This is a genomic window from Calditrichota bacterium (assembly GCA_020637445.1).
Classification (GTDB): Bacteria; Electryoneota; RPQS01; order RPQS01; family RPQS01; genus JABWCQ01.
This window is the reverse complement of the sequence record JACJVZ010000003.1, coordinates 1-25,396: the sequence shown is the minus strand read 5'-3', so window position 1 is coordinate 25,396 and position 25,396 is coordinate 1. Positions and strand designations below refer to the sequence as shown.

Sequence of the window (25,396 nt, the reverse complement as noted above, 5' to 3'; positions counted from 1 at the left end):
ACTACACTCCAAGTCGCAAAGAAAGGGAATCGCGATGGGATTTCGAACGTGCTTCGTCATCGTGCTTGTGTTTATTGTTGTGACACAAACGCAGGCCTTGACGAGACAGTTGATTACTGGTGGATTGGATTTTCCAACGTCCGTAGCATTTGCACCGGGAGATGACAGCCGGGCTTATGTGACGACGCAATGGCAGGGCAAGGTCTTTTTGGTTGACCACGGGATGCTGCAGGCCGAGCCGTTTCTCGACGTGCAGTCTCAAATATTGCAGAACACGGTCGAAGGCGGATTGCTGTGCATCACCTTTGATCCGGATTTTGTGGAGAACAGGCGGTTCTACGTCAGCTTTGTCAGTGTGGATACCAATGTCGTCGTCAAGCAGTATTTGGTATCGAGCGAGAATCCTAACTTCGCCGATCCAAACAGCGGCGAGATCGTTTTTGAAGCCGAACACAAAGGCCGTCAGCATTTTGCGGGAAATATCGCTTTTGGACCGCTCGACGGCTATCTTTACATTGCCGTCGGCGACGGTGGTATTCCGCCTTCGTGGCAAGCCGCGCAAAATCCACTGAGTTTCAAAGGCAAGATTCACAGGATCGATGTTTCCGGTGATTCGGGTTACGTTGTGCCCGACGACAATCCGTTTGTGGGCGACACGACTCATTTGCCGGAAATTTACGCGATGGGTTTTCGCAATCCGTGGCGATTCGGTCTCGACCGGGAAACCGGAGACGTGTTTATCGGCGACGTCGGCCAATGGACCTACGAAGAAGTCGATTACATTTCTTCGGAGTCCGGCGGCGGCCAAAACTTCGGGTGGCACATTTGGGAAGGCACGAGCTGTTATCAAGAACCGTGCACGACGAACGGATTGACTTTCCCGATTTACGAATACGAACAAAACGTCAACTTCGGCTCGGCCATTACGGGCGGGTTTGTCTACCGCGGTTGTGCGATTCCGGAACTGGAAGGCCGGTACGTTTTTGCGGACTACGTGAACGCGTTCATTCATTCTTTCCGCTATGATCAAGGAGTCGTCTCGGATTTTTGGGATTTGACTCCGATGCTGGATACGCAAGATGAAGACAGTATCTGGTTTATCTCCAGCTTCGGTCAGGACAACCACGGCGAATTGTATTTTCTCGACTACGTGCATCAGTCGTGGTCGAGCAGGCTCTACAAAATCGTTCCGGACGATAACGCCGACTGCAACGACAATTTCGTCAATGACGGGTGCGATATTCGCGAGGGCACCAGCAAAGACGAGAACCACGACAATATTCCCGACGAGTGTCAAACTCCGGCGGATGACCATCCGGGAATTCCCGACGGAATCGCGTTGCTGCCGTGCTATCCGAATCCGTTTAATCCGGTAACAACGATCGAGTTTGTGCTGCCGAGAGCGATGGACGTCCGTGTTTCCGTTTATGACATTTCGGGCAGATTGGTTTCTGAACTCGCGGACGGACAGTACACGGCGGGAACTCATCGCGTGACGTTTAACGCCGAGCAGCTTGCAAGCGGCGTGTACTTTGCCGTACTGCGTTCAGGTGACATTTCGCTGCGGCAGAAGATGATGCTCTTAAAATAGTGTCATGCCCGAACAAACTCCCATTGACTCCCGGGTGCGTATCGGCCACGTCCATTTGAAAGTGGCGGAACTCGACCGTTCGCTGGAGTTTTATTGCGGAGTACTCGGGTTTGAACTCGTGCAGCGCATGGGCACAAAGGCCGCGTTTGTTTCAGCGGGTGGATATCATCATCACATCGGGCTGAATACGTGGCATAGCAGAGGCGCTGAGCCTCCACCGCAAAACTCCACAGGACTCTATCACGTCGCGATTTTGTATCCGTCGCGCGCCGCATTGGCGGACGCATTGCGGCGAATTCTTGACGCTCATGTTCGTCTTGACGGCGCGTCGGATCACGGCGTAAGTGAAGCGCTCTACCTTAATGATCCCGATCAGAACGGTCTCGAACTCTATTGGGACAGGCCGGAGGAGCAGTGGCCGCGAGACAGGTATGGGAATATCCAAATGGTCACGGAAACGCTGGATATTTGGGAGCTGATGCGAGAAGCGCGATAATGAAAACGCCCTGTCTTTGATGGACAGGGCGTATGCTTGTAAAGCAATTCTTATCTTCAATCGTCTTAACTCTTGTTGAGCTTCTTCCGTCGTTCGAGTGCGTTTAGTCGGGCCAGAGTTTTGTTTTGGATCTTCATTTCGCTTGAGCGCAAGACGTCGGTGTTGTCGCCGTGGCGGCGGTAGCGGTAGCAGACTTGATGCACGCGGCCTACCTCGTATTTCTCGCCGCACTTCAAGACCAGATCGTAGTCTTCGCCGTAGTGGCCGAGTTTTTCTTCGTCGAAACCGCCGAATTCCAGAATCACGCTGCGGTGCCAACAGCGCAACGCGCCTGCGCCGTCGCGGCGCAAGATGTTGTTGCGGTTGTATTGTTCGTGTTTGATGACTCCGAACTCCGGCAGCACATTTCCGTCTTCGTCCATAAGCTCGTAGTAGCTGATAGCCAAACCCCACGTCGGATTGTTGTCGAGATGTTCGGCCATCGTGCGCAGCGTGTGAGGCAAATGCTCGTCGTCGCTGTCGAGCTGCGCGATGTACTTGCCTTTTGCCGCGCGAACTCCTAAATTGAGCGAGACGGAGATGATATTGCGGTCGTTTTCGATTAATTTGATGCGCGGATCTTTGGCCATGTAGCTTCTCACGACGTCGCGTGTGTTGTCGGTGGAGCCATTGTCAACGATGATGTATTCCCAGTCGGAGATATCCGCGGTTTGCACGGACTCGATAGCTTTGCCGATGAACTTCGCTCGGTTGAAGACGGGAGTGACGACGGAGATGCGGAACTCCTGGGAGCTTGACCCCCCCTTGCCCCCCCGGAAGACCGGGGGGGAATCAGAGCGCGCACCTTCGAGCCATGCTCCTTCGCGCTTCAAGAAATTGTAGAAGACTTCTTCGGTGTGGCGCTCGGTTTCTTTGTCCATGAAGAGATATGAGAAACCGCCGAGTGCGCCGCGACCGGGATAGAAGAGTTTTGATCTTTTCGCGGCTTCGGCCGTGTCGGACTTGGGAGCGGGAACAACGGCCAACACGCCGCCAATGTGGATGCGTGTTTTTTCGCCCCAGCTTTTGAGCAAGAGATCGTAGAACGCGGCTTTGTGGTTTGCTTCGTCAAGTCCGCCGATGCTCAAGAGCCATTCAACACGCACGGCCCAGACGGGACCCCAGTCTTCCCGCTCGGTGACGTCGCCGACGTCTTGGCGAACGGACTGCATCGAGTCTCCGTTCTTGTCGCGCCAAACATAGTCGCCGTAGAAAAATCGCGCGTCAGGATTATCTTGTGCCGCGCGCAGCAGATTGTCCTGCCAATCATCCGCAAGATCGAGCAGATCGGCGGGAAGGAAGAGCAGGAGTCCGCTCTGCGCGAGCCGTGCGGCTTCGTTCATACACGCGGCGAAATTTGTCGAGTCCGCGTGCAGCGCCGTGACGCCGTTATTCGGGTCCACGCCGCCTGCAGCAAAGAGCGCGGCGTCATTCAGTTTTTTTAGGGGAAAATCGGAGGAGAGTCCTGACTCTCCAAGTTGTGTCCATCCGGAAATCTTCATGCGATTAAAACGCCCGTTGTTTGCGGGTCTTGTCTTGATGTTGTTGTCGTGCTCCGCATTGTTGGCGGAGTCGTATCCGTTTGCTCTCGCGTTGTCCGGCGGTGGATCGCGAGGGTTTGCGCATATCGGCGTCTTGAAGGCTCTCGAAGAAGAGAATCTTCATCCGGATATTATAGTAGGTTCGTCGATCGGCGCGATTGTCGGTGGGTTGTATTGCGCGGGATACTCGCCGGATCAACTGAGCGATATCGCGCTGGCGACGGACTGGGGCAGGCTCTTTTTGGACCGACCGCAAAGACGAAATCTCGTGCTCGCGCAAAAAGAGAGTTCGGGGAAAGCTATCTTAACTTTGCGCTTTAGAGGGTGGAACCCGGAAGTTCCATTGGCCGTGACGAGCGGTCAAAAACTGTACGATCTTTTGTTTGACCTCGAACAGCGCGCGCCGTTTCACGCGTGGAACGATTTCGACGATTTGCCGATTCCATTTCGAGCGGTGGCGACGGACATTACGTACGGCAGGCCGGTTATCTTTCGTAAGGGAAGTTTGGCGGAAGCGATGCGCGCGTCGTCATCTTTGCCGCTCATGTACGTGCCGTATCCGCTTGGAGACAGCAAACTTGTCGACGGCGGCGTAACTGAAAATATTCCAGTCGAGATCGCGCGTCACGAAGGAGCTTACACGGTCGTGGCAGTCGATCTCGCGAGCGAAGTGAATCCGGCCGAACCGATTGACCAGCCGTGGGAAATCGCGGACCGCGTAACGACGATTTTGCAGCTTGAGCAAAACAAGCGGTCGCGACAAGACGCCGACGCCGTTATTGTTCCTGACGTGGCGGCGAGATCCGTGACGGATTTTCGCGACGTGCGAAGTTTAATCGACGAAGGCTACCGCGCGGCTAAAGAACAGATTCCGGCGATCAAGCGGATGCTTGAGGAAAACAACATCGAACCGAGAGCGCGATTTTGCGCGAACCGCAACGGGCTTGCCGTCAGTAAACGGACTCTCGAGGATTTTGAAACGACTTTTCCGAAGGGCGGTGGCACTCCCACACATGTGATTCACTCGGGAATCACCGTGTTCCCTGATTCGGTCGTGCGTGATAAGCCGCCCGCGGACGTGGAGCGGCTTTACCACGAAAAGGGCTACGGATTGGCCCGTCCCGTTCATCTTGAGCAAAGCGCCGACGGCGCACTGTACTGCAGATGGGATGAGGGCAAAATCAGGAAGATTAACGTCGACGGGTTGGAACACATTCAGCCGTACACGGTGCGGCGGGATTTTCCGCTGAAATCCGGCGACGTGTTTGAAGTGAAGCGCGCGCGGCGAGGCTTGGCGCAGATTCTTGGCAGCGAGCGATTCGACTTGGTGACGATTGCACCGCTGGCTACGGACTCGACGACCGAACTGACTATTCGCGCCGTGGAACGTCCGACTCCTCAGGTGCGCGTCGGCGCGGGATTTTCGAGCGACCGCAAGGGACGCGGTTATATCGAATTCTTACACGACCACCTCGGTCCGTACGGCGGGCGCGCAACTTTTTTCGGCAAGTACGGAGAGAAGGACGAAGAAGCACGCGTAACTCGCCGCTTTGACCGTTTGCTGAGAACGAGTTTTACGGCCGAAGCGACTGCTCTGTGGAAAAGAGACGAGTACTTCGGGTATGACCAGAAGCACAATCCGGTGTCCTTCTTTTTCTTTGAAAGAACCGGTGTTGAGGGCTGGGCGGGACGTGCGTTTCGGAGATGGGGCGAACTCGGCGGCGGGGCCGGCTATGAGGATTACCGTACGGGCGGAGTGACAGTTGATCCGCGCTCGAACTTGGCGTGGATCGGCTTGCGTTCTCATGTCGACACGCAGGACCGCTATCCTTTTCCCACGAGCGGGATCATGCTGCGCACGCAGTACCGCTACGTGTTTCGCTCGACCAATGATCTTCGTTATAATCGATTGACTGCGAGAGTCGCGGGTTATTACCCGCTGAAGAGGCGGGTTACACTCGGCGCGCGCGGAGTCTACGGATGGAACGATTATCAGCTTCCGCTGTGGGGGCAATTCGCATTCGGCGGAGAACATGAAATGCCCGGTTTGCATTACGGCGAGCGATTCGGCAACGCGAAGATCGCGGCGCAGTTTGAAGCTCGCTATGACTTGTTGTCGAGGCTGTTGGCCGATGCATACTTGTCCGCGATTTATTCAGTCGGCGGTGTGAGTCTACTGTCGGAACCGTTTCCTGCGACTGACGATTACAGGCACAGTCTTGGCGGACGGTTTTCGCTCTCGACGTTCTTTGGTCCTATGTCCATCACTGCGGGCGAGATGCTCAAGAGTTCACAGGAAACGGGGAACTTTCATGTGTATCTGAATCTCGGGCACGAGTTCTGAGAAACATGAAATTTGAAGTATGAAATATGAAATATGATGCTCAGAAGTCGGAAAGATCGAGCCACTCTTGACTTTGGACGACCGGAAGTTGCAATGCACGTTCACGGTCTAAGTCCAAGTCACTGACGTGGACGCCTTGCGGAGATTGTACCCACTTGTAGATAGACGAGACAAATAGCCGTCCGAATTTCTTCACCCACTCTTTTAGTTGACCCGGTCTGTAGGCCGGGTCGATTTTCTTCAGATCGTCGTCTGAAAAACGGAGAGAGAGTTCGGCAAGAGTTTCGCGGAAGGAAAGTTTTTGTCCGGCGAAAAGTTCGAAGCAGGCATCGAGCACAGGGTAGGGCATCAGGTCGCGTTCGTCTTCTTGGTCTTCGGCAAGTTCGGCTGACGGGCGAAGTTTCAAGAGCGCGTCGAGACTGGCGAACTTCAGTTGCGATTGATAGTGTGCGACCAAAGAAGTGACGACGGTTTTGGGGACGTTTGCAATCGGAGCATAGCCGCCGGAGAGATCGCCGCCGATGGTGGTGTAGCCGACGGATTTTTCGGACATGTTGCCCGTTTGCAGCCAGAGTCCGCCGGTTTGATTACTCCAGTTCCACATGCGCTGCGCGCGAATGCGAGCTTGGATGTTTTGTTCGGTGAGCGAAGCGAGTTGCTTTGTTCCCGTCAGCCGTTTGGTTGCGGCGCGTTCGATTTCTACGGCGTCCTCGATGGAATCTTCAAGGAAGGACACGCCGAGATCATGTGCAAGATCGCGCGCGACGTTTCTTGTGGCGTCGCTGTTGAAACGAGTGGGGAAGGAGAATGTATGGATGAACTCGCGCGGATTGTGACCCAATTTTTTTGCGACATCGCACGCAAGCAAGAGAACGAGAGCGGAGTCTTTGCCGCCGGAAAGTGAGATGCCGATGCGGTTGAACGCGCCGACTTTTGTGAAGTAATCGGCGATGCCCGTGGTCAGAGCTTCAACCAAATCCGTGAAGAAGTCGGTGGCGGAAAGACCCGCACACTGTGACTTCGAAGACAACTCAAAGATAGTGTTTTGTTCTTTCCAGCGCTCGGTTTCGAGCAGGATGACTCCGTCGGTCGCAATCAAACTCGATCCGTCGAAGACCAAGCTGTCGTTGCCGCCGATTTGATTGACATAAATCAGCGGAATGCCCGCAGCTTTTGAGCGACTTTGCAGAAGTTCGCGCCGGGCCTGCACGACACCCAATCTCCACGGGGAGGCGGAGATGTTGATCGAAATTTGCGCTCCGCGTTCAACACGCGACATCAACGGGCCGTCGTCGATCCACAAATCTTCGCAGACTTCGAGCGCGAGTTTGCCGAAGGGAGTGTCAAAGAGCAAATCACCAAAGGGCACGCCGCGATACTCGGAAATTTCTCCGCGCCTGCCCGGAGTGAAGGTTCGCGCTTCGTAAAATATAATGTAAGTCGGGAGTTGCTGTTTCGGAACGATGCCGAGAATTTTTCCGCGCTGTAGCAGTGCCGCGCAATTGTAGACATGTTCATCGTGCGCGACGGCGAGACCGACCGCGAGATACATCGCGGACTCTTTGGTCGCGTCGGCGATTTTCTGTAGCGCGCGCCACTGCTGTTCGACAAAGTGCGGCCATAGGACCAAATCCTCCGTCGGATAGCCCGCAATCACCATTTCGCTGAAGACGGCGACGTCGCACTTCTTCTGTACGAACTCGCGCGCGGCTGCGATCACTTTTTCAGTGTTCGAGTCGATGGCGCCGACGGTGGGGTTTAGGTTGGAGAGGCCGAGCAGCAAGGGGAGAAACGATTAAATAGAAAATAGAAAATGGCAAATAGAAAATTGCAGAAAAGAGGAAAGAGGAAACAGGAAAGAGGAAACTCTTAACCCTCTATTGAATCACCGGTAGGCCGGTGGGGCCGGCTTGGCCGCGGCTTTTTAGATCTTTGGACCACGCTTCAAGTTTGGGAACTGCTTCTTCCAACGGAGTGAGATAGTTGTGCAGCATCCACTCGGGGAGGTCGCCGTTTTCGCCGAAACGGGAGTCGGAGATTCTCTCCAACGCGGCGATTACTGTTGAATGCGCGATGCGAAAATTCGAGAGCACGCGCTTGGGCTCTTGCAACTTCGTCTCGACATGCGGCTGCTCTTCTTCGGGGTCGATTCCTTGATAGAGCAACTCGAGCGCACGGATCGTTTTTTCGGCTCGTGTGTTCAAATCGGCGAAGAGATCGCGCGGAGAGACCGTGTCGTTCAAGAGCGGAAGGAGCAAGCGGTCGTCAGGCAGGTCCTGCACGGCCAGCATCAGCCGTTCGAAATAGGCTCCGGCGGCGGTGAGGTATTCTTCGCGTATCATCGAGTTTGGATAAGTTTTCACAATGTACAAAAAACAGCAAGGCCCGTCAACTGACGAGCCTTGCAACGACCGTGGTGCGCTAAGAAGCGCACCTCATAGGCCTAGATAACACTGGACCACCTCCTCTCGGTTTCTGTAACCGACAAGCCGCCCCGACATCGAACGGCTGGGTCTAAGATAATACGAGGGGGCCCGAAATGCAAGAGCCCGAGATCAGAAAGTGAAAAAAGTCCCGCCGAACTTAAAGGAGTCTTAGAGCTCTATGCCGAGTCCGACGCGGTGGCCTTCGCCAAGTTCCTCTTTATACGGAAGAAACGCGTAGTCCAAAGTAAAACGGTTGTAATTCAGACCGGCGCCGAAGGAGACGCCTTGCGCTTCTAATCCGCTGACGTAGCCGACTCTGAGCGCGAGATATTGCGGGGCGCGGTACTCTACGCCGCCGGCGATGCGCGTGTCATGCTCGCGCGGTTTTGCACCTTCCGCTGTGAACATCAAGCCGCCTGCGGTACCCAACTCTTGCTGCCACGCGGCGCCGACGCGAACCGTCGTCGGCAAAGTCACGTCTTCAGTGGCGTATTGATTGACTGCGCCTAAATGATTCACAGCCGCACCGATGCTCAATTGTTCAACTTTGGGTCTTACCAATATGCCCAGATCCGACGACCAACCCTCTGCACTCTCGAAATTGATTTTCGAATGCAGATAGCGCGCCGTGACGCCGACCGCGATTTCATTCGTGACTTTCCAACCGGATGAAACGCCGACAGCGGAGTAGCTTGCGTCAAACGTGCTGATCGGATCCCGCGTGGGACTCGTGCGGTATTCGATATCGGGAACCGTCGTGCCCCAGAAGTGCGGCGTCAAGGAGAATTTTCTTGCTCGGATATTCAAACCAAAGAAGGACGCACGCGAATCGCCGAAGTGACGCGTCGTGAGCGCGGCGAAACTTGTATGTTTCAAATGCGCCAACGCGGCGGGATTGTGCGCCGCGGACGTGGGGCCGCTGATCAACGCGACGCCCGCTCCACCCAAAGCACTTTCGCGTGCACCGACCGGTATCTCCAAGAACGTGAATCCGGTTTGCCCATACGACGTGCCCGCGAGCAGCAAAAGCGCGAGTATAATCTTCACTTCATATTTCATATTTCGTACTTCATATTTTAGAACTCAACTCCCCAACTTATGGCGACCGCGTCATCGGGTGCGACGCTCTCGAGAGTGTATGTGAAGTCGACTTTAGAGATCACTTTCCAAAATGCAAATCCAAGGCCAACGCCGAAATTCAGATTGTCGTGATCGAGGCCGATGCGGCCAGCGATCCACTGTTGATCGGTAATGGCTGTTTTGCCTTCGGCGCCGACATGCAGTTTGGTCTCGCCTTCTTCGCTGCTCTCAATATCAAGCGCGCCCAATAGCCATTTGTAATCATAGGCAGCGCCGACGCGATATTGCAGAGGCCAATTGTCGATTTTGCTGGTGCCTTGGCTCCAATAGTTTGACGTATTCCACGTCGTTTTGGAGTTGACGTCTTTTAGCTGTGCGCCGAGCGACAGGTGATCGACGGGCTTGGCATAGACGCCCGCGTCCACGCCGAAGCCGTTGCCGTTGACGGAGCTGTTGTCGTCGGCGATCTTGCCGAATGTTTCGTAGACGACTTTGGCCGCGATGCCCGCGCCGATTTTCGGCGAGAACTGCACGCCGAAGCCGAACTGAAAGAGATTGGAACTCATGTCAATCGTTTCGAGCGGACGTCCGTCGAAATCGCGCGAATCAATGTCACTGACTGAGGCGTGCAGCCAACCGAGCGCGACGCCGGCGTTCACGACTTTGCCTTCGGTTTTGGGATGCAGCGGAGAAGAAAACGCAAGGTAATCTGTGCGGCGGTCGAGCGCCATCGAGCGGCTGGAAGCACTAAATTCAGAACTCTCTTGGAAGGACAACGCGCCGGGATTGAAATAGAGCGCGGACGGGCCTTGCGCGACGGCGGTGAAGGCATTGCCCATGGCTTGCGCGCGCACGCCAGCGCCGACGCGGGAATACGCTCCGCCGAAGCCGCCGTTAGTTCCAGCGAAAAGCGACGTGGTGAGTGCGAGAATGGCCACAAGGCCGTACAGAATTTTCATAAGGACTCCAGTTGAAAGTAGTGCCGCACGTCTCTGCGAATGCTTGCGCACAGGCTTATTGCCCGCTTGGAATCTTCTCTTGAAGTATCAAAACCAGGATAACGGAAAATCGTGGCATACCGTGTCAGCTCTTGGCAAGCACCGCGACTTGCTTCGAGCATTGGTATGACTGGGACGACAAGGTCTAACAGTTCGACCAAGTCATGTGTTCTGGGTACAGGCAGACTATTCTCTTGCAATACCGCTTTGAGGTATTTTTCGGTGCACTGTTGGCAATGGTTGCAAATCGTGTTTGAGAACCTGCCTGTTTTCGATTTGGCAAGCACGCCTGCAACCTCAAAGTCCTCTTCAGCTTTGTCAATCCACTCACGTGTTGTGGGCATCATAGAGTACTTTTCCCTTATTGACAATATCCAAAAGGAACCAATCTTTCCACTCGAGACGCTTTTTTAGAACTTCAGGACTTCGGACAATCAGATCCATGGGAAAGCGATGTTTCGTTTCCACGCGGATTTTAGTCATTGCGTCCAGTTCCCGCCCGTCATGATCCATCAGCACGAACAGATCGACATCGGAGTCTTCGGTTGGAGTACCATAAGCATACGACCCGAACAGGATCACCTTTTCGGGGTGAAACTTCTCGACGATTTCGTCGCAGACTTTTTGTATTTCGGAATACGAAACGAGCATCAGTCCAAAATGACCAGCTTGCCCCAGACGTCGCCGCCGGGTTTTTCAACTTTGTAGAAATAGGTTCCGTTCGCGACGTCCACACCGTCTTTCTTGCCGTTCCACGTGAGATAGTCTTCGCCGGGATTCAGAGTTTGCGTGGGCAGCGAGACAACTTCGCTCATGGCGAAATCATAGACCGTGAGTTTCGCGCCGCCGCCGGAAGAATTCACGCGAATGCGCACGACGTTGTAGCGCGACGGTGAATACGGATTCGGATAGGCGTAGGTGTCGGCATCGCGGGATGAACCCGTGAGCGGCTCGGCGGTTTGCAAAATGTGCCAATTGGCGCCGTTCGACGCGCTGACCGCAAGGCCGTCGAGTCCGCCGGCCCACAAAAGGTTTTCATTTATGCCTTTGTGCGCGGCGTACATTGCATCCTCTTCAATGCGATGACCGGAGCGGGTTGAATCGACGATTTGCGGGAAGAGTTCCCACGTTTGTCCGCCGTTGTTGGTTTTCCAAAGTCCGATGTCGTCGCAGGCATAGACGTCGTCGCCGTCAAAGCCGAAAGCGTGAATGCGCGGAGTTTCGCGGCGGCCGATGGCTTGCTCAATTTGATCTTCGGTCAAGGTGACTTGCCACGTCAATCCGTTGTCGGAGGTTTTGGAAATCGCGTAGAATTCGTCGTCAGCGGTGGCGCGCCACGTGGCGGCCCAAACGGTATGAGTTGAGGGTTGATAGTCGAGCGCGGTGACGAAGTTGCCGCTGATGTCGGTGTTGTTGGAATGGAACCAATCCCACGTTTCGCCTTCGTCGGCGGTGCGGTAGATACCGAGTGCAGTGCCTTCCCACAAGTATGTTCCGTCGTAGACGATGCTGAACGAGCGGTCGGAGAGTTCGGAACCCGTATGGAAGGGTGTGCCGTCGGGCGAAAGCACTTTCCAACCCGTCGTGTCACGGAAATCCGTGTAGTCTTCGGCGTACGCGTGTCTGCGCAGACCGCCGCCTTTGGAGACGATCCAGACGTAGTTGGGCGTCAAGGCGAAGGCGTAGGTGATGTTGTCGACGTTTGTGGCCGTCGGCCAATAGCCGAGGATTGCATCGCGGCCCTGCGCATCCAAACTGTAGAACGTGTCGCGCGGCTGCGGAACCCACGTCCACGACGAGCCATTGTCACGCGTATATGCCAAGCCGCCGCCCGCGCCGCTGATGCCGACCGAAGTATCGAATGCGAAGCTCGCCCAAACGATTGAGTCGGTGACGAAAAGACCGGAGACTCCGCCCTTGCCGAGACCTTGCTCGTCGCTGTAGTTCAGGAATTGGTAGCGCTGATTCTCGACGTTTGACGTAAGGTCGAGTTCGAGCTTGGTGACGCCATTACCCGTTCCGATCCAGTATAACGGCGAACTTGCATCGGCGATGATGTCGATGATGACGTTCGAGCCGAGCCTCGGTTCGGGCTCAGCATCGAGCGAGCGCGACGATCTGTCCGTATTCAGACGAAGCGAGTACGGCGCGTATTGCGCGAATGCGCCGGAAACGAGCAGGAGTATGATCAAGAAAGGCATCGGGCCTCCGTTGAAAGTTACTGAGGGGGGAGCAGAACGATTGTCTTCTCAACTCTGAGACTGTTGATCATGTCAGTTCCAAAGCATGGATTGTGGGACCACGTCGTTCCCGCTTCGATTCTTATTGGAGCCGAATATGGTTGAGCAAGGGAGTCGGCTGTAATCAAAGAAAATCCGGTAAAGATTCCGTCACGTGGATGTTGATCTCCGTTGATCGGACAATCGGTAAGGTAAAGGAACGGCGTCTCGACTCTCCAATGGGACATCGCTGAAAGCGGAGAGTATGTCGCTGCTACACGATCTGTTGTTGAGCTATCACACAACGAAATCTCGGCAAGAACCCAGAGCGTCTCCGGAAACTGATAATGGTGAAGCTGAAAAGTGTCCGCTGTGAGTTGCAGACTCGCTTCGGGCAACGGGATCGAATAAAACGCCCCCAGGGAAAAGGTCTCCAACAGCCCAAATTTCGTGTGGTACCCAGCGGACAACCCATTGAACTCTTGCCATATGTCGCTATTGCCGGAAACGGCGGCACGCCACATGCTATCTCCCGAAATCGGCGAGAAATGAGTTATTGGATGGTTAATGTTGCCGTCGAAGAAATCGAATCCAAGTTCAACTCCTTCGATACTGTCTGCAATATCGTGACGCAACGTCAGATAAACAATCATAGAATCGCCGCACGGGGGGAGCGCCGAGGGAGTTATGGCCGCACTGACCAGTTCGACCATCGGAGCCCACGTGCTGGCAGCATATTCTGCACTGAATACGGGACACGAATTGCCAACGGCGTAGAACGAGAACGTATATTCAGCGCCCGCATAGTTGGCCGTAAAGTCCTCCGCATGAATGTCGCGCGTGAAATGGCGATCGTTAGCAATCGAATCACCCGTAATGGCTGTCTCGCATGGCGAGATGTCCCAATGTTCGATCGCACTGCCGTCGTCCAGCAGGAGAAAACTGTCAACCTTCCCGCCCAACTGGTCGTATACGTTGCAGACGATCGTGTCTACGTCGGACACATCCGGACTGATTTCCACTATGAAACGAACGGCAGTGGACTCATATGGCTGAGGATTCCACCATTCCTCAAGGAAAGGCAAACTAGCCGGTGCTTCGACAATGACAATGCGTGACGCCGGAAAAGGCTTGTCCTGATTATCTTCATCGCATCCAAAGCAGATAAATAGAGCAGAGCCTAACAACAAAATCCATCTCATGGCCGGACCTCCGCAGTAGGTCGGTTGGGGAGACTATTTAAAAAATGATATTCCCAGTTCGTCCGACGGTGTAGAAGTTAGCGCCGAACCGGGTTGAATGATGCGAGTGCTGTCGACGATTGCGACGGACGTGTCGCCGGACGAGCACTCGATGGAGTAGTATTTCAGATAGTAGATATTGTCCAAACTTGTCGTGCTGTACGGGACAAGCAGGAAGGAAGAGGCCAGTCCGTCACCGGGAACAGCGTCGGGCGAGACGCCGTCGTCGCGCAGGAAATACTCGGGAATCGTCAGCCAATGCAGCGTGTCGTCGCGGCTGACTTCGAAGTGGACGGCGTCCGTTACGGGCCATCCTGACAATTCGCAATCGTCACTGCGCACGTAGAAGATCAGAGTGTCCGTGTCGCCCGGAGTAACCGGTCGATAAAGAGTGTCCGCGAGCTGCGGATTTGACACGACGGGCAATGAGTTTTCGAAATCGATGTTTCCGGAGACGGTGATCGCGCAATTCAGGCCGAAGCGCGTGAAGGCTTCGTAGACCAAATCGTAGTTCGAGCCGCTGGGAGTGCAGCCGAAGAGATTGGGTGCGAGATGCAATTGCCAATCAAGATCGCCTGCTTCGAACAACGTCGACCACCACAGGGTGTCACCGGAATACCACAGCGCGCGCACGGAATCGATTTCGATGCCGGCTTCCGGCGAAACGGTGATGGACATCGTTTGCTCGTCGAAACACGCGGGCAGACTCATAACCGGAGTAAGATTTCCGAAAGAGCATTCGGAAAGGCTGCGCACGTCGACGGTGACTTCGGGAGTTTCGAGCGTCTCGGATCCGCCGACCGTCACGAAATGCAGGTGGTATTCGCCTTCGCTTTCCTGACAGAGTTCCAGCGCGTTGATGCCGCGCGTAAAGGTGCCGTTGTTCGGAACGGCGTCCAATGACGTCGGTGAAGCGAAACCGGGACCCGTGCGGCTCTGCATGTCGCCGTCGTCGAAGAGATCAAACGTGACCGTACCCAAACCGTTGGGCTTGACTATCGTGCAAGTAATGTAGTCAACGTCAAGATTTTCGACGCGCACTTGGTAAAGATAGAATGAATCCAGCTCGCAGAGCAGAAACTCGGGAGCGTTCACCAATGTGATGGTCGCATCCGGTTCGTCGGGCTTCGTGGGATCATCTTTGCAACCGACAAAAACCGCGAGCAGCGCAAACGTCAAAATCACACGCCACATCTTCAAACCTCCTGTCGTCCAAAGTGCGCCAGCCACAGTCCGTGCCGCAAGCCACGTTCGGTGACGGCGCCGGAATCGATTTGCAAAACGTCGAAAAGTTCACGCAGCAAAAGCGTGCCAGCGAGAATATATTTCCCGCGACCGGGCGGCATGGCGGGAAGCGCCTGCAGCTCTTCGGCATGCTTGCCGGAAAAACGGCCGATTAACTCATCTACGTCGTGTGCCGTGAGCGTCGTGCCGCTGATTTTCTCAGGCTGGTAGCGAGTCAATCCCAACTTAAGCATCGCAAGCGTGACGGGAGTTCCGCCGACCAGTACCCACGGCACGCCTTCGTGCACGCCGGGTGAAAAAAGATCGCCCTGTATCTTGCGGACTTCCGATCTCAGCAGCGAAATTTCGTCAACTGTGGGAATCGCGCCGGGAGTGAAATAGCGTTTCGTCAGCACCACCGCGCCAACCTCGAGGCTGACGCTTTGGCCGGGCGAATTGCCTTGACCGCTGATGACTTCAGTCGAGCCGCCGCCGATGTCGATGACGTTGACGCGTTCGTGCGGAAGCAGCTCCATCGTGGACACCGCGCCTGCGTAGGTCAGCGCGGCTTCCTGCGTGCCGGACAAAATTTTCAAGTCAAGTCCCACGACGTCGTGCACCGCGCGCTGAAACTCGTCGCGGTTTTTCGCCGTGCGCATCACGGCCGTCGAGCATGCGACGATGTCCGTGGCTCCGTTCATGCGAAAGTCGCGCACGAGTTCGTGCAGCAAATCCACATTGACGGCAATCGCATCCAGCGGGAGCGTGCCGTCCTCCGTCAGTGCTTCGCCCAGACGGTTGGGAGTCAGCGAGTCCTTGATCGTATGCAGCGTGTCGCCGTCGCCTTCGGCGAGCAAGGCGAGCGTCGTGTTTGTGCCGATGTCTATCGCGCCTGCGCGTATCATTCAAATTTCTCCGCGTGCAAAACGTCCAGCAGCGTCCGGCCCACTTCTCCCATGCTGTAGGGCGAACATTTGTCCGGCGTATCTTCCATCGTGTGCCAATACTTGTAGTCAAAATCGATCAGATCGATGACGGGCACGCCTTTCTCAAGAAAAGGAAAGTGATCATCCATGACGGATTCGCCCGGTTCGCGGACAAAGGACATCGCCTTGCCGCGTTCGGCGGCGTCGAAGACTTTGTCGACGATTTTGCGGGCGTGCACGAATGAATTCATCTCGTAGGGAATTCGCAAGTCTTTTTCGGACACCATGTCGAGCAAGATTCCGTAGTGCGGAATCGGCACGGGCTGTGTGCGCGCGAAATGGCGGGAGCCGATCAAGTACTCGTCGGTGACGCCTTCGCGACCGTAGTCTTCACCGTCGAAGAAGACGATATCCACGCCGAAGGAAACGGGTTTCAGCGACAATTGCCGCGCGACTTCCAGAAGAATCGCCACGCTGCCCGCGCCGTCGTTGGCCGCCGGAATACCTTTGTTGTGATTCGTCGAATCGGGATCGCGATCGGCCATCGGGCGCGAGTCCCAGTGCGCGCAGAGCATCACACGGTCTTTGGACTGCGGATTGAACTGCCCGACGATATTGTACAAATTCAGTTTTTCGCTGCGATCCGCGCTGTTATATTCGAACGGCTGGACCCACGCGGTGTCGCACCAGAAACTCAATTCGCGGAGCAGAAACTCGCGGCAGGAATCGGCCTGCGGCGAATTGGGGACACGAGGTCCGAACGCGACTTGCGCTTTCAGCATCGTGAACGCTCGGTCCTGATCAAACGCGTGCACGGCGGCGGCGGTCAGCATAAGTGCGAGAAATAGTCGGCGCATGTGCAGTTCTCGAAAATTTGCTTATCCGCGAATCTGGATGTTGACATTGATGCCGAACTCAATCAACTTCGAACCTTTGTCGGTGATTTTGTCTTTCACCTGTTGATATTGAAGCTGTGCTCCGCCGCGAACCGAACTTGAGAAGGTATACTGCATGCCCGGTTGGAACGACCATGAGACTTCGTCGCGCTGTGTGGTCCACTTGACGTCGTTTTCTTCGCTGGTCGGCTGCGTACGTTCCTGCAGGTTGGTCGAGTAGTCGACATTCAACGAGAACACGGTCGAGTTTTCGAGCCGCATCGCGCCGAGCAGCGGAACGGGCAGACGGAAACCGGTGCGCAGCGTGTAACTGACGGTCGCGTTCGCTCCCTTGGTTGAGCTGCGCTGCATGTTGCCTTGCAGCACCGAGTTGGTGAAACTGCTTTGCGAGTTCAGTCTGATTTGCGAATCAATGCTGTTCAACCACGAAATACTCACACCAACCAGCGGACTCCAACTGCGGGAGTATGTGCGGGTCGTGATGTTCGAGGATTGACTTTGCCAGTCTTCGCGCAGACGGTTTGAGAGACCGGAATTCAGAGCCACGGTGCGCGCGGCTTTCGACAAGAAGGAAATTCGTTCGAATCCGGACCAGTCCAACGTGACGTCGGCGAACGGAATCTCGGTGGCGAGTCCTTTGTCGTTGGCGAGCCAGAAATACGTTTGATCCTTAAATCCGTTGCTCGTATTACCGTGAGTTTCGCTGTCTCGCAAGTTCCACGAAAACGTCGTGCGAATGTCTCTGGAAAGTCTGATACCGGAGCGCACGTTGTAATCGTTTGTCTCGCTGTTTGCGCCCTGCACGGTCAATTGTACCGAACCGTCGGTCGCGGCCGGGACTTCCGTGCCGGGCTTTTGCGACCAACCGAGACGATAGTCGAGCGAAGCCGGGCCGGTCACGTTGTTCAGCGAGTGAGTTTTGGAATTGTCGTAACCGACTTGGAACGGATCGAACAGGAAGAGCACGGTCTTGACGGGAGTAAGCGACTTGCCGAGGATTTTCAAAGGTGAGATTCCGGGTCCGCGCTCTGCGACTTCTTCTACGGCAGTCGAATCCGATCCAGTGGAATCATTCTTTGCCGCCGTTCGCTTAGGTTCTTCGCGCGGAGCTTCCCGCCTGCGACCGCGGTCTCTTGCGCCGCCACCGCTGCCGAAGATATTTTTCAAGTCGAGCGAAACATCTCCTCCGAGATTTGCGCTGTTGGAGACGGTTTGCTGGTTCTGAATGTTCCCCAGACCGCTCTGCGTGTAGTTGTTGTTGCGCTGGTTCTTTTGCCAACTATAGGCCGACGTGTAGGTCGCGGTCGGAGCGAACCAACTGGCGAAGCGCGGAGAATAGGTGTTGTTCCAGCCCCACGTTTCGGAAAGCAGATCGCGGCGGTTCACACTTGCGACGTCCGTCCACGAGCGAACTTGATTTACCGTAGAGTCGATTTGTCCGTCGCCGTTGCGGTCGAAAAGAATCGGATCGAGCAACGTCCAACCGTACGTCTGTGTCATCGACGTGCTGACCGTTTCCGTCAAATCGAAAGCGACGCTTCCGGAGCCTGAGGCGGAGAAGTCAGGTGAAATTGTTCGCAGTCCGGTTCTGGTTTGCCGTTCGGCTTCCGTGCGGCGCGCGGACAGATTGCCCGTCAGCGAGCGCGGTTTGTAGTGTAGATGCGGATTGCCGATCTCGCTCAAGAGCGGAACGCCATTCAAGAACCAAAACGGAGCCAGACCACGTCCCGAAGCCGTCGGGAAAGTGTAGTCCGCGCGCGTGTTGGTCGTTTTTTGAGTTTGATAGAGAGTTTGGTAATCTTTGCGCTTGGACAGAGAGTGATCCCAACTCAATCGCAATTTTTCCGCCGTCCAACGCACAATCGGATTGGGAGAATTTCCGGATTTGGCGTAGCTTGCCGTGTACGTCCACGTGCGCGATTCGGCCACGACCGCCGTGTCAGGATTCGATTGATCGACGCGCGCGTCCGTGCCGGGAACGTATTTTGGAATTTCAGTCGACTCCGTATAGTTTGCGCTGACAGGCAGCGCGAAGCCATAGTTTTCCAATCCGAACTTTTGCATTTGCACCGTCAGCGATCCGCGGTACGTTTCCGACGTGCGCTGGTCGCCCGTTCGAGTGTTGACGTTGTGGAAGTCGGCGTCACGTTTCGTGTACGAACCGCCCATCGTCAACAGATCTGCGATTTTCAGCGTCGCGGCAAATTCTCCGGCAGTGCCGGGGTCTTTGTAAATATCCGAAACGCGCAACTCGTCGACCCAAATCTCGTCGTCGTTGCCGCTGCGGTACTTGGATTTTAGGCGTACACCGAGCGCGATAAATCCGATACTCTGCAAAGACGGACGGCCGAACACGACCAAGCTGTCGTCAATTGACAGCGCCGAGTCCATCAACACGGCGTACCTGCCGTACGTCGCCGCACGCGAGGAGTCGTAGTCTTCGCGCGTCTCGTCACTGCGCCACGCACTGAGAATCGACAAGTCGTTCATGGCCACGTCAATCGTGTTGCGCGAATCCCAGCCGCGATGCACCGTCTTGACGATGTCGTAGTAGTTTTGGTTCGTATTGGAGAACGAGGTGCCGAGACGCAAGATAATCTGATACGTCGTGTCGGGGAAAAGAGCTTCGTCGGTGCCGCCGCCGTGCACAAACATCTTCATGCGCTTATACTCGATCATGTTGAGCTGCTGGTAGAGATTCTTCGCGGTGAAGAATTCCGCCGGCGGCAAAACAAGACCGGTGTGGCGCGCGCTGTCCACGCCTTGCAGGGATTCAACGTGGAGCACGAGGCTTTGCTCGCGCTGACGCAAGTTGGTGATGGGATCAATTTCACCCTGCACGCCGGGAGGGCTGGTGTACTGTGGGTTTTCGTGGTTGTTGATAACCGCGACGGACACGAACTCGGTGGAATCCTGATCAACATAAATCGGCTGCCACTCGTTGGTGACGATGTCGTTTTGTACGATCTGGATACGCGTCGAATCGGCCATGCCTTTGAAATACATACGCGCGAAGCGGATGTCCGTCAGGCTGGGGTTGCCGACCACGCGTTTCACGCTGGGATCGTCCGAATCAATCGGAATTCTGAAGAGCCGCCAACGATCTTGACCGCCGACGATCAGAGGGTTGGTGTAACTCAGATCAATCGTGTAACTGAAATAGTTGTTCGTCTGATCGAGAGAGCGGTTGCCGTCAAGGTCTTCGCTGTCAATGTTGCTCGAAGATTCGTCCCCTCCCCGCAGACTGCCTTCCGTTCCGTTGATGGCCCGGTAATCGTTTGATCCGATGTCGTAGTGATAGTCGTCCCAAGACGGCACAGGCGGGCGTGTCGGACCGTTCCAATAGGCGGAGTCCGCTGGGTCGGCGGCGGGAATGCCGTCGATTCCCGTGTCTTCATCTTGACTCAACACGCCGTTTCCGTATTCACGTCTGGGAGACTGGACAACTTCGCCGTCGGGCCGGTCTTCCGAGTCCATCGAGTCGTTCGGGAGAGCGTCTTCGGAGATCGCTCCGAGATCGATGACCAGTTCGCCTTGCGCGCGGGATTCGGGCGGAAGCTGAATCCAGAATTCCAGGAACTGCGCGCGCGATTGATCTTCGTACCCCGCGCCTAAGTATCTCATCACGCCGCCCCAACTGCGCTCGGGAGCGCCGTCGGAGGAATCGGGAACAAACTCCATCACAATCGATTGCAGACGGTCGGCGACTTGCGAGTTGGTTTCGCGTTCGGGATAGACGTCTTGCACGCGCACCTGATCTTCGGGACGCGGATTCCACCAGCGAATGCGTCCGCGCAGCGAGTCGAGCTCCGAGTCCACCGGAATAGACGAGATCGTCCAGTTCTTGCGCAGCATTCCAAGAGGCACGCTGCGGCGAGAGGCTTCAAAATCGTCGATGAACGCGACGCCGTTGTTGTCGCCCGTCGCGTCGTTGGAGAGTGAGTTCGGATTCGGGAAAACCTTCGCGACTTCACCGTCAAGCACAAGTTCCGATTCGACGTTCGTGCGCACAAGCGGCAGTCTGTCGGCGACGCCGGTCAGGAAGTTCGGTTTGAACTTCAACTGCGAATTCAAGTCGTAGAGCGTATTGCGAATCGGTTCGTTGCCGATACGCACGCGCTGGTCGAGGGATTTCTCGTTTAGATGCAGCATCATACCGCCGATGTACGAATCTTGCCAGAGTTCGTATTCGGCGCGCGCTCCAAGCAGTGTCTTGCGGTCGAGCTGGAAGACCTGACCGGACTCGTACGTGATTTCGAGATCCGCGTTGGGGGCTTTGGCCGCTTCATTCAGAATTTTGAGCTGACCGGAAAGATAGTCGATCGTGTAGTCGGCGCCGCGATTCAGGCGCTGTCCGTTCAGGGTGACTTCTTCCGAGCCTTCAAGCACCAGCGGTCCCAAGTCGAACTGCGCCGTTGAGCCTTGATACTCCGTTTGGAAACGCCATTTGCGGCCCAGAGACGACAGTCGCGTCGGTTCGATCGTGTAGAGTTCGGGAGCAAGGTAGCCGCCGCTGTCGATTTGCGAGTCGAGACTGTCGAGCCGCCAGACTGTTTGTTCGCCTGTAAAAGGATTGACGTAGCCGGAAGGATCGAAGGGGGTCAGGTCGAGGAAGTGAATTTCGCCGTGGACAGGATCGAGGAGCGCTTCGTAGTCGTCGACGACTCCGTCCGGGTCGCCGGTACCGTTGGCACCTTCCAAGTCGAAATCGAAGAATGACAAATATGTCCGGGTGTCGCCCGGCGGGCCGTTCTCGGGTTGTCCGCCGACATCTTCACCGCGAATGATTTCCAAACTGAAATTCTCGGGATTGATGTTCGTGGCTTGCACGGAGTAGACGTGGCGGAACATCAATGACCACGTCGAACTTGTGGGCGACGTGACTCGCGGTTTCAACAAAACGAGCCGCACGTTGTTGTCGACGGGGACCATCTGGCCGAACTCGTCGCCGTTCGCGGTTCTGAATGCGCAAGCCAACGCGACGTTGCTTTGGAGCGGCGTGCGTAGCCGGATGTAACCGAGATCGCTGCGGAAATCATAGTCCGTTCCGACTTGCAGTCGGCGGAACAATCCCGTGATTTCTTCTTCGCCGTTGCTTTCGAGTTCTGCTTCCGGGAGATCGATGCGCGAGTAGTTTTGCATCGACACGGCCGCGCCGTTAGCGGTTTCGACGCCTTGCTGACTGCCGGTTTCGGTCGTGCTTACCCACAATTCGATGTCACTGAGCTGGATATCCGGCAACACGTGCGTGCGGTTGGCAAGGCGGCGGTAGTTCTCGCGGTAGTTGCTGACCAAAACCGTACCGGCGGAATCGGTGACGGTCGAGTTCGTCACCCAGAAGTAGACATTTTGGAGGAAGTCTTTTTCAGACCACGTCGTCCGGCGCGCATTCTCGTTGGGTCGCTGTTTGTTCTTTTGGCCGCGTTCGAGTGATGCAATGCCGGTCAGTTTCAACGCACCGACCTTGGCTTCGGTTTTCAGACCGAACAGACCTTTGTTTTGACCCGAGAAGGTCGCGAGCCTTGTTCCGAGGCTCAAGCTGACGTTTCCTGCTTCGACTTTCTGAACGATCTCATCTTTATCACCCGTGTAGGTGAGCTTCAGCGAGTTTTCAAAGTCGAACAGGCGTTCCGAGTCCTGATTGACGTCCACTTGCACTTTTTCGCCGATCTTTCCGGCGATGGTGAAGCGCTGCGTCATGTCGATATTGAAGTTGTTATTCGTGTTCCGCTGGTTGGCGGCCTGCAGTTCATCGAACTTCTGACGGCGGTACTTTCCGTCAATCGTGATCGAACCTTGCACGCGCAAACCGATGTTGTCGCCGCCGAAAATTCTGCGGAAAGTCTTGGACTTGATACGGAAGGGCACGTCGATGGCGATGCCTTCACCCGCATTGGCCGCCGCCGCAGCCTTAAACATTTTGATCGTTTCATCAATAAACGCCTTGCGCAGATCGCTGGCGATGCGGAGGTCGCGGTACTGCTCATAGCTCATCGGCAGGGGAGTCACGACATCTGTTTCGCCGACGCGAAGGCTTATTCTCGCTTTGGTAAACAGAGAGTCGAATTCGACGCTTTCAAGACGGTTTTGCGCAGAAACGGGCATAAGAGCCTGTTCTCCGTAAAAGGAAATTCCGCGCGAGGGAGGCGAGGTCAGCCGATAAGCGAGAGACTGGTATTTTAGAGAGAACGAAAAGCCCACCTCTGCGCGTGCGGACATACCGCATGCGAAGAAGCAGGCTAAGAATAGAAATAGGACTCCCTTCGGGGTCTTCAAGCTCCGTCCAATGAGTGATTGTTTATGGAGATCCGGGTCTTTTGATGAAGGTTGATTACTTCAATACGAGGCATTTTCCTCGCCCCGGGCAAACTGCCTGACGGCTACCAAATCTGTTCAATCAAGTGCCGCTCGGACACCTCCATAACTAATTGAAGACCCAAAGATTACTCAACTTATCAAAAACCGGACAGAGTTGCAAGAGCTGCGCGGCGATTAAGGGAATAGTTCATTGAGAAAAGAGACCCTCTTTCATAGGGTTATCGGCAGGAACGGCTTGGCAATTAAATTCAATCAACCCTCTTGACAAACTTTGAAGCGTTTAGTATCATAAGGTAATCACAAACTTAAAACCACCCGAACAAGTTTCAATGTTCCCAACTCCCGTTACATACTTTGCCCCGACTATGGCGTCCACGATCGTGAAGAACGTTCAGGATGTACCCGTGCCGGCTCTCGATGGGAGACTATGCCTACGTTGATTCTGTAGTAAGTTCAGCATATTCAAACCCATCGAAACAATTCGATGGGTTTTTTTTTGAGATATCTCGATGTTTTCTATCATACAGTCGTCCATTAAGAAACCGCTTAAGCGCCTGACTTCGAAAGACGGGCCGTCTAAGCAGTTCTCTGCGCCTCCGCCCGGGCTGAAAAGGGAGATGCTCCGTCGAGTGGCCGATATGGGGCTGCCCTCGCTGGCAAGTTTTCTATTGTTAAGCACTTATGATGCCGTTAATATCTATTGGCTGGCTCAGATTGGAGCCGCTCCGGTGGCTGCCGTCACAGTATATGGTGCTTTTCAATGGGTTTTGATGTTCCCGAACCACATCATTGGATCAGGCAGCGTGGCGGTTATCAGCAGGAGGTTTGGCCAAGGAGGAGGCGATCCGACAGCCCAAGCGATAAGAGCAACGTTCTTCTTGAAGTTTGTTGTCGGCTCACTGCTCGGCCTCTTAGGTTTGCTCATTCTTCCATTTTCATTGCGCCTCTATGGAGTCGAGCAAGAGGTTGCGGATCTGGCAATTACTTACGCGTTTCTGAACCTGATATGCGTAGGATTCACGATGGTCAGTTTCTCGGTTTATACGGCATTCCGAGGAATAGGTCGGCCAAGAATCGGCATGTGGATATCAGTGGTCGGCGTGGCTGTAAACATGATTCTCGATCCGTTGCTGATTCTGGGATGGGGACCGTTTCCCCGGTTGGAGATTCTCGGGGCATCAATTGCGAATTCGATAGGGTTCATTACGGTCGCGCTATTGGGAGTCGCAATGCTCTCACGGCCTGCATCACCTGTCGTCGTGAAGTGGAATCTTAGGCCTTTGCCTATCCCCGAATTCAAGCGCATTATTCGCATCGGATATCCCAGTGGATTCAGCTCTTTGAGTTTCACTCTAATGAATTCGGCCGTGGTCAGTTTTTTTGCTCACTACGGCACATTGGTCGTGGCTCTCTTCGGAATGGCTCAGCGCATACTAAGATTCGGTCAAATGATCAACGTTGGATTGGGACTTGGCACCGGCGCGTTGGTGGGCCAATATCTGGGCGCACGCGAGCGCGAACAGGCATGGCACACGTCACAAGTCGCGATTCGTTTGGCGATCGTGTGCATGGCGGTCTTTGTCGTGCTGATTTGGGTGTTTAGTGAGCCATTGGTCAAAATGTTTTTCAAAGAGCCTGACGCGCTTGCACTCGGGAAATGGTATTTGCGTATCCTTGTCTTTGCATTGCCGTTCCGGGCTATTCTTGAATTGATGACAAGTTCGTACAATGGTGCAGGACGCAACTTGACCCCTATGATCTACGGTATTTTCGAAGACTGGGGGTTGGTCGTTACCTCAATGTTTATCTTTGGGCGCTGGCTCGGTTGGGGGCCGTATGGCATGCTCGGCGGATACGCGGTCGGGCACGCGATCGGCAGCGGGATATTTTATCTCATCTACCGTAGGGGACACTGGTTGGTGGTTGAGGAGCTGTGACGGCGGAGAAAGTATGAAATATGAAATATGAAATATGAAGTCAGAGAAGGTCAGAGGTAAGAGGTAAGAGGTATGAGCCGAAGCCGCTTTGCCGTGGCTTTTTCGTGTTTTTCAGATTCC

At 55.0% G+C, this 25,396-nt stretch carries 17 protein-coding genes; 4 read left to right on the top strand and 13 right to left on the bottom strand.

Features of this window, described 5'->3' with window-relative positions:
* Positions 1-34: 34 nt before the first annotated feature.
* Together H6507_11035 and H6507_11030 are read left to right on the top strand one after the other, a co-directional pair.
* Positions 35-1,591 (top strand): PQQ-dependent sugar dehydrogenase, encoded by a 1,557-nt coding sequence (locus tag H6507_11035; GenBank protein MCB9369631.1) that lies wholly within the window; start codon positions 35-37, stop codon positions 1,589-1,591.
* A 4-nt stretch (positions 1,592-1,595) separates the two neighbouring features.
* Entirely contained in the window at positions 1,596-2,087 is a 492-nt protein-coding gene (locus H6507_11030; GenBank protein ID MCB9369630.1) for a VOC family protein, read from the top strand.
* Positions 2,088-2,152: 65 nt separating this feature from the next.
* On the opposite strand, the gene H6507_11025 is transcribed toward H6507_11030, so the two are convergent.
* The gene (locus H6507_11025) at positions 2,153-3,628 is read right to left on the bottom strand and encodes a glycosyltransferase (protein MCB9369629.1); all 1,476 of its coding nucleotides are present in this window, start codon (positions 3,626-3,628) and stop codon (positions 2,153-2,155) included.
* Here H6507_11025 and H6507_11020 point away from each other — a divergent pair.
* A complete protein-coding gene (locus H6507_11020; protein MCB9369628.1) occupies positions 3,627-6,011 on the top strand; it encodes a patatin-like phospholipase family protein in 2,385 nt (794 codons plus the stop codon). The genes H6507_11025 and H6507_11020 overlap by 2 nt on opposite strands.
* 40 nt (positions 6,012-6,051) lie before the next feature.
* On the opposite strand, the gene nadE is transcribed toward H6507_11020, so the two are convergent.
* The 12 genes from nadE to sprA form a co-directional block, all read right to left on the bottom strand.
* Positions 6,052-7,794, bottom strand: a complete 1,743-nt coding sequence (gene nadE / locus H6507_11015; GenBank protein MCB9369627.1) for an NAD(+) synthase — start codon at positions 7,792-7,794, stop codon at positions 6,052-6,054.
* A gap of 94 nt (positions 7,795-7,888) precedes the next feature.
* Positions 7,889-8,353 (bottom strand): hypothetical protein, encoded by a 465-nt coding sequence (locus H6507_11010; protein ID MCB9369626.1) that lies wholly within the window; start codon positions 8,351-8,353, stop codon positions 7,889-7,891.
* A gap of 252 nt (positions 8,354-8,605) precedes the next feature.
* Positions 8,606-9,484, bottom strand: a complete 879-nt coding sequence (locus tag H6507_11005; protein MCB9369625.1) for a PorV/PorQ family protein — start codon at positions 9,482-9,484, stop codon at positions 8,606-8,608.
* A gap of 29 nt (positions 9,485-9,513) precedes the next feature.
* Positions 9,514-10,476 carry a hypothetical protein gene (locus H6507_11000; protein MCB9369624.1) on the bottom strand — a complete coding sequence of 321 codons (963 nt, stop codon included), beginning with the start codon at positions 10,474-10,476 and terminating at the stop codon, positions 9,514-9,516.
* The gene (locus tag H6507_10995; GenBank protein MCB9369623.1) at positions 10,473-10,859 is read right to left on the bottom strand and encodes a HEPN domain-containing protein; all 387 of its coding nucleotides are present in this window, start codon (positions 10,857-10,859) and stop codon (positions 10,473-10,475) included. Before H6507_10995 ends, H6507_11000 begins: the two co-directional genes overlap by 4 nt.
* Positions 10,843-11,166 (bottom strand): nucleotidyltransferase domain-containing protein, encoded by a 324-nt coding sequence (locus H6507_10990; GenBank protein ID MCB9369622.1) that lies wholly within the window; start codon positions 11,164-11,166, stop codon positions 10,843-10,845. Before H6507_10990 ends, H6507_10995 begins: the two co-directional genes overlap by 17 nt.
* Positions 11,166-12,716: a T9SS type A sorting domain-containing protein gene (locus tag H6507_10985; protein ID MCB9369621.1), complete on the bottom strand. Its 1,551-nt coding sequence runs from the start codon at positions 12,714-12,716 to the stop codon at positions 11,166-11,168. Before H6507_10985 ends, H6507_10990 begins: the two co-directional genes overlap by 1 nt.
* Before the next feature lie 17 nt (positions 12,717-12,733).
* A complete protein-coding gene (locus H6507_10980) occupies positions 12,734-13,936 on the bottom strand; it encodes a hypothetical protein (protein MCB9369620.1) in 1,203 nt (400 codons plus the stop codon).
* Positions 13,937-13,969: 33 nt separating this feature from the next.
* A complete protein-coding gene (locus tag H6507_10975) occupies positions 13,970-15,169 on the bottom strand; it encodes a hypothetical protein (GenBank protein ID MCB9369619.1) in 1,200 nt (399 codons plus the stop codon).
* Between the two features lie 2 nt (positions 15,170-15,171).
* Positions 15,172-16,104, bottom strand: coding sequence for a hypothetical protein (locus H6507_10970; protein ID MCB9369618.1), 933 nt, complete (start codon positions 16,102-16,104; stop codon positions 15,172-15,174).
* The gene (locus H6507_10965; protein MCB9369617.1) at positions 16,101-16,982 is read right to left on the bottom strand and encodes a M28 family peptidase; all 882 of its coding nucleotides are present in this window, start codon (positions 16,980-16,982) and stop codon (positions 16,101-16,103) included. Before H6507_10965 ends, H6507_10970 begins: the two co-directional genes overlap by 4 nt.
* Positions 16,983-17,003: 21 nt before the next feature.
* Positions 17,004-23,126 carry a cell surface protein SprA gene (gene sprA, locus H6507_10960; GenBank protein ID MCB9369616.1) on the bottom strand — a complete coding sequence of 2,041 codons (6,123 nt, stop codon included), beginning with the start codon at positions 23,124-23,126 and terminating at the stop codon, positions 17,004-17,006.
* A 722-nt stretch (positions 23,127-23,848) separates the two neighbouring features.
* On the opposite strand from sprA, the gene H6507_10955 reads away from it, so the two are divergent.
* Positions 23,849-25,276 carry an MATE family efflux transporter gene (locus H6507_10955; protein ID MCB9369615.1) on the top strand — a complete coding sequence of 476 codons (1,428 nt, stop codon included), beginning with the start codon at positions 23,849-23,851 and terminating at the stop codon, positions 25,274-25,276.
* Positions 25,277-25,396 lie beyond the last annotated feature (120 nt).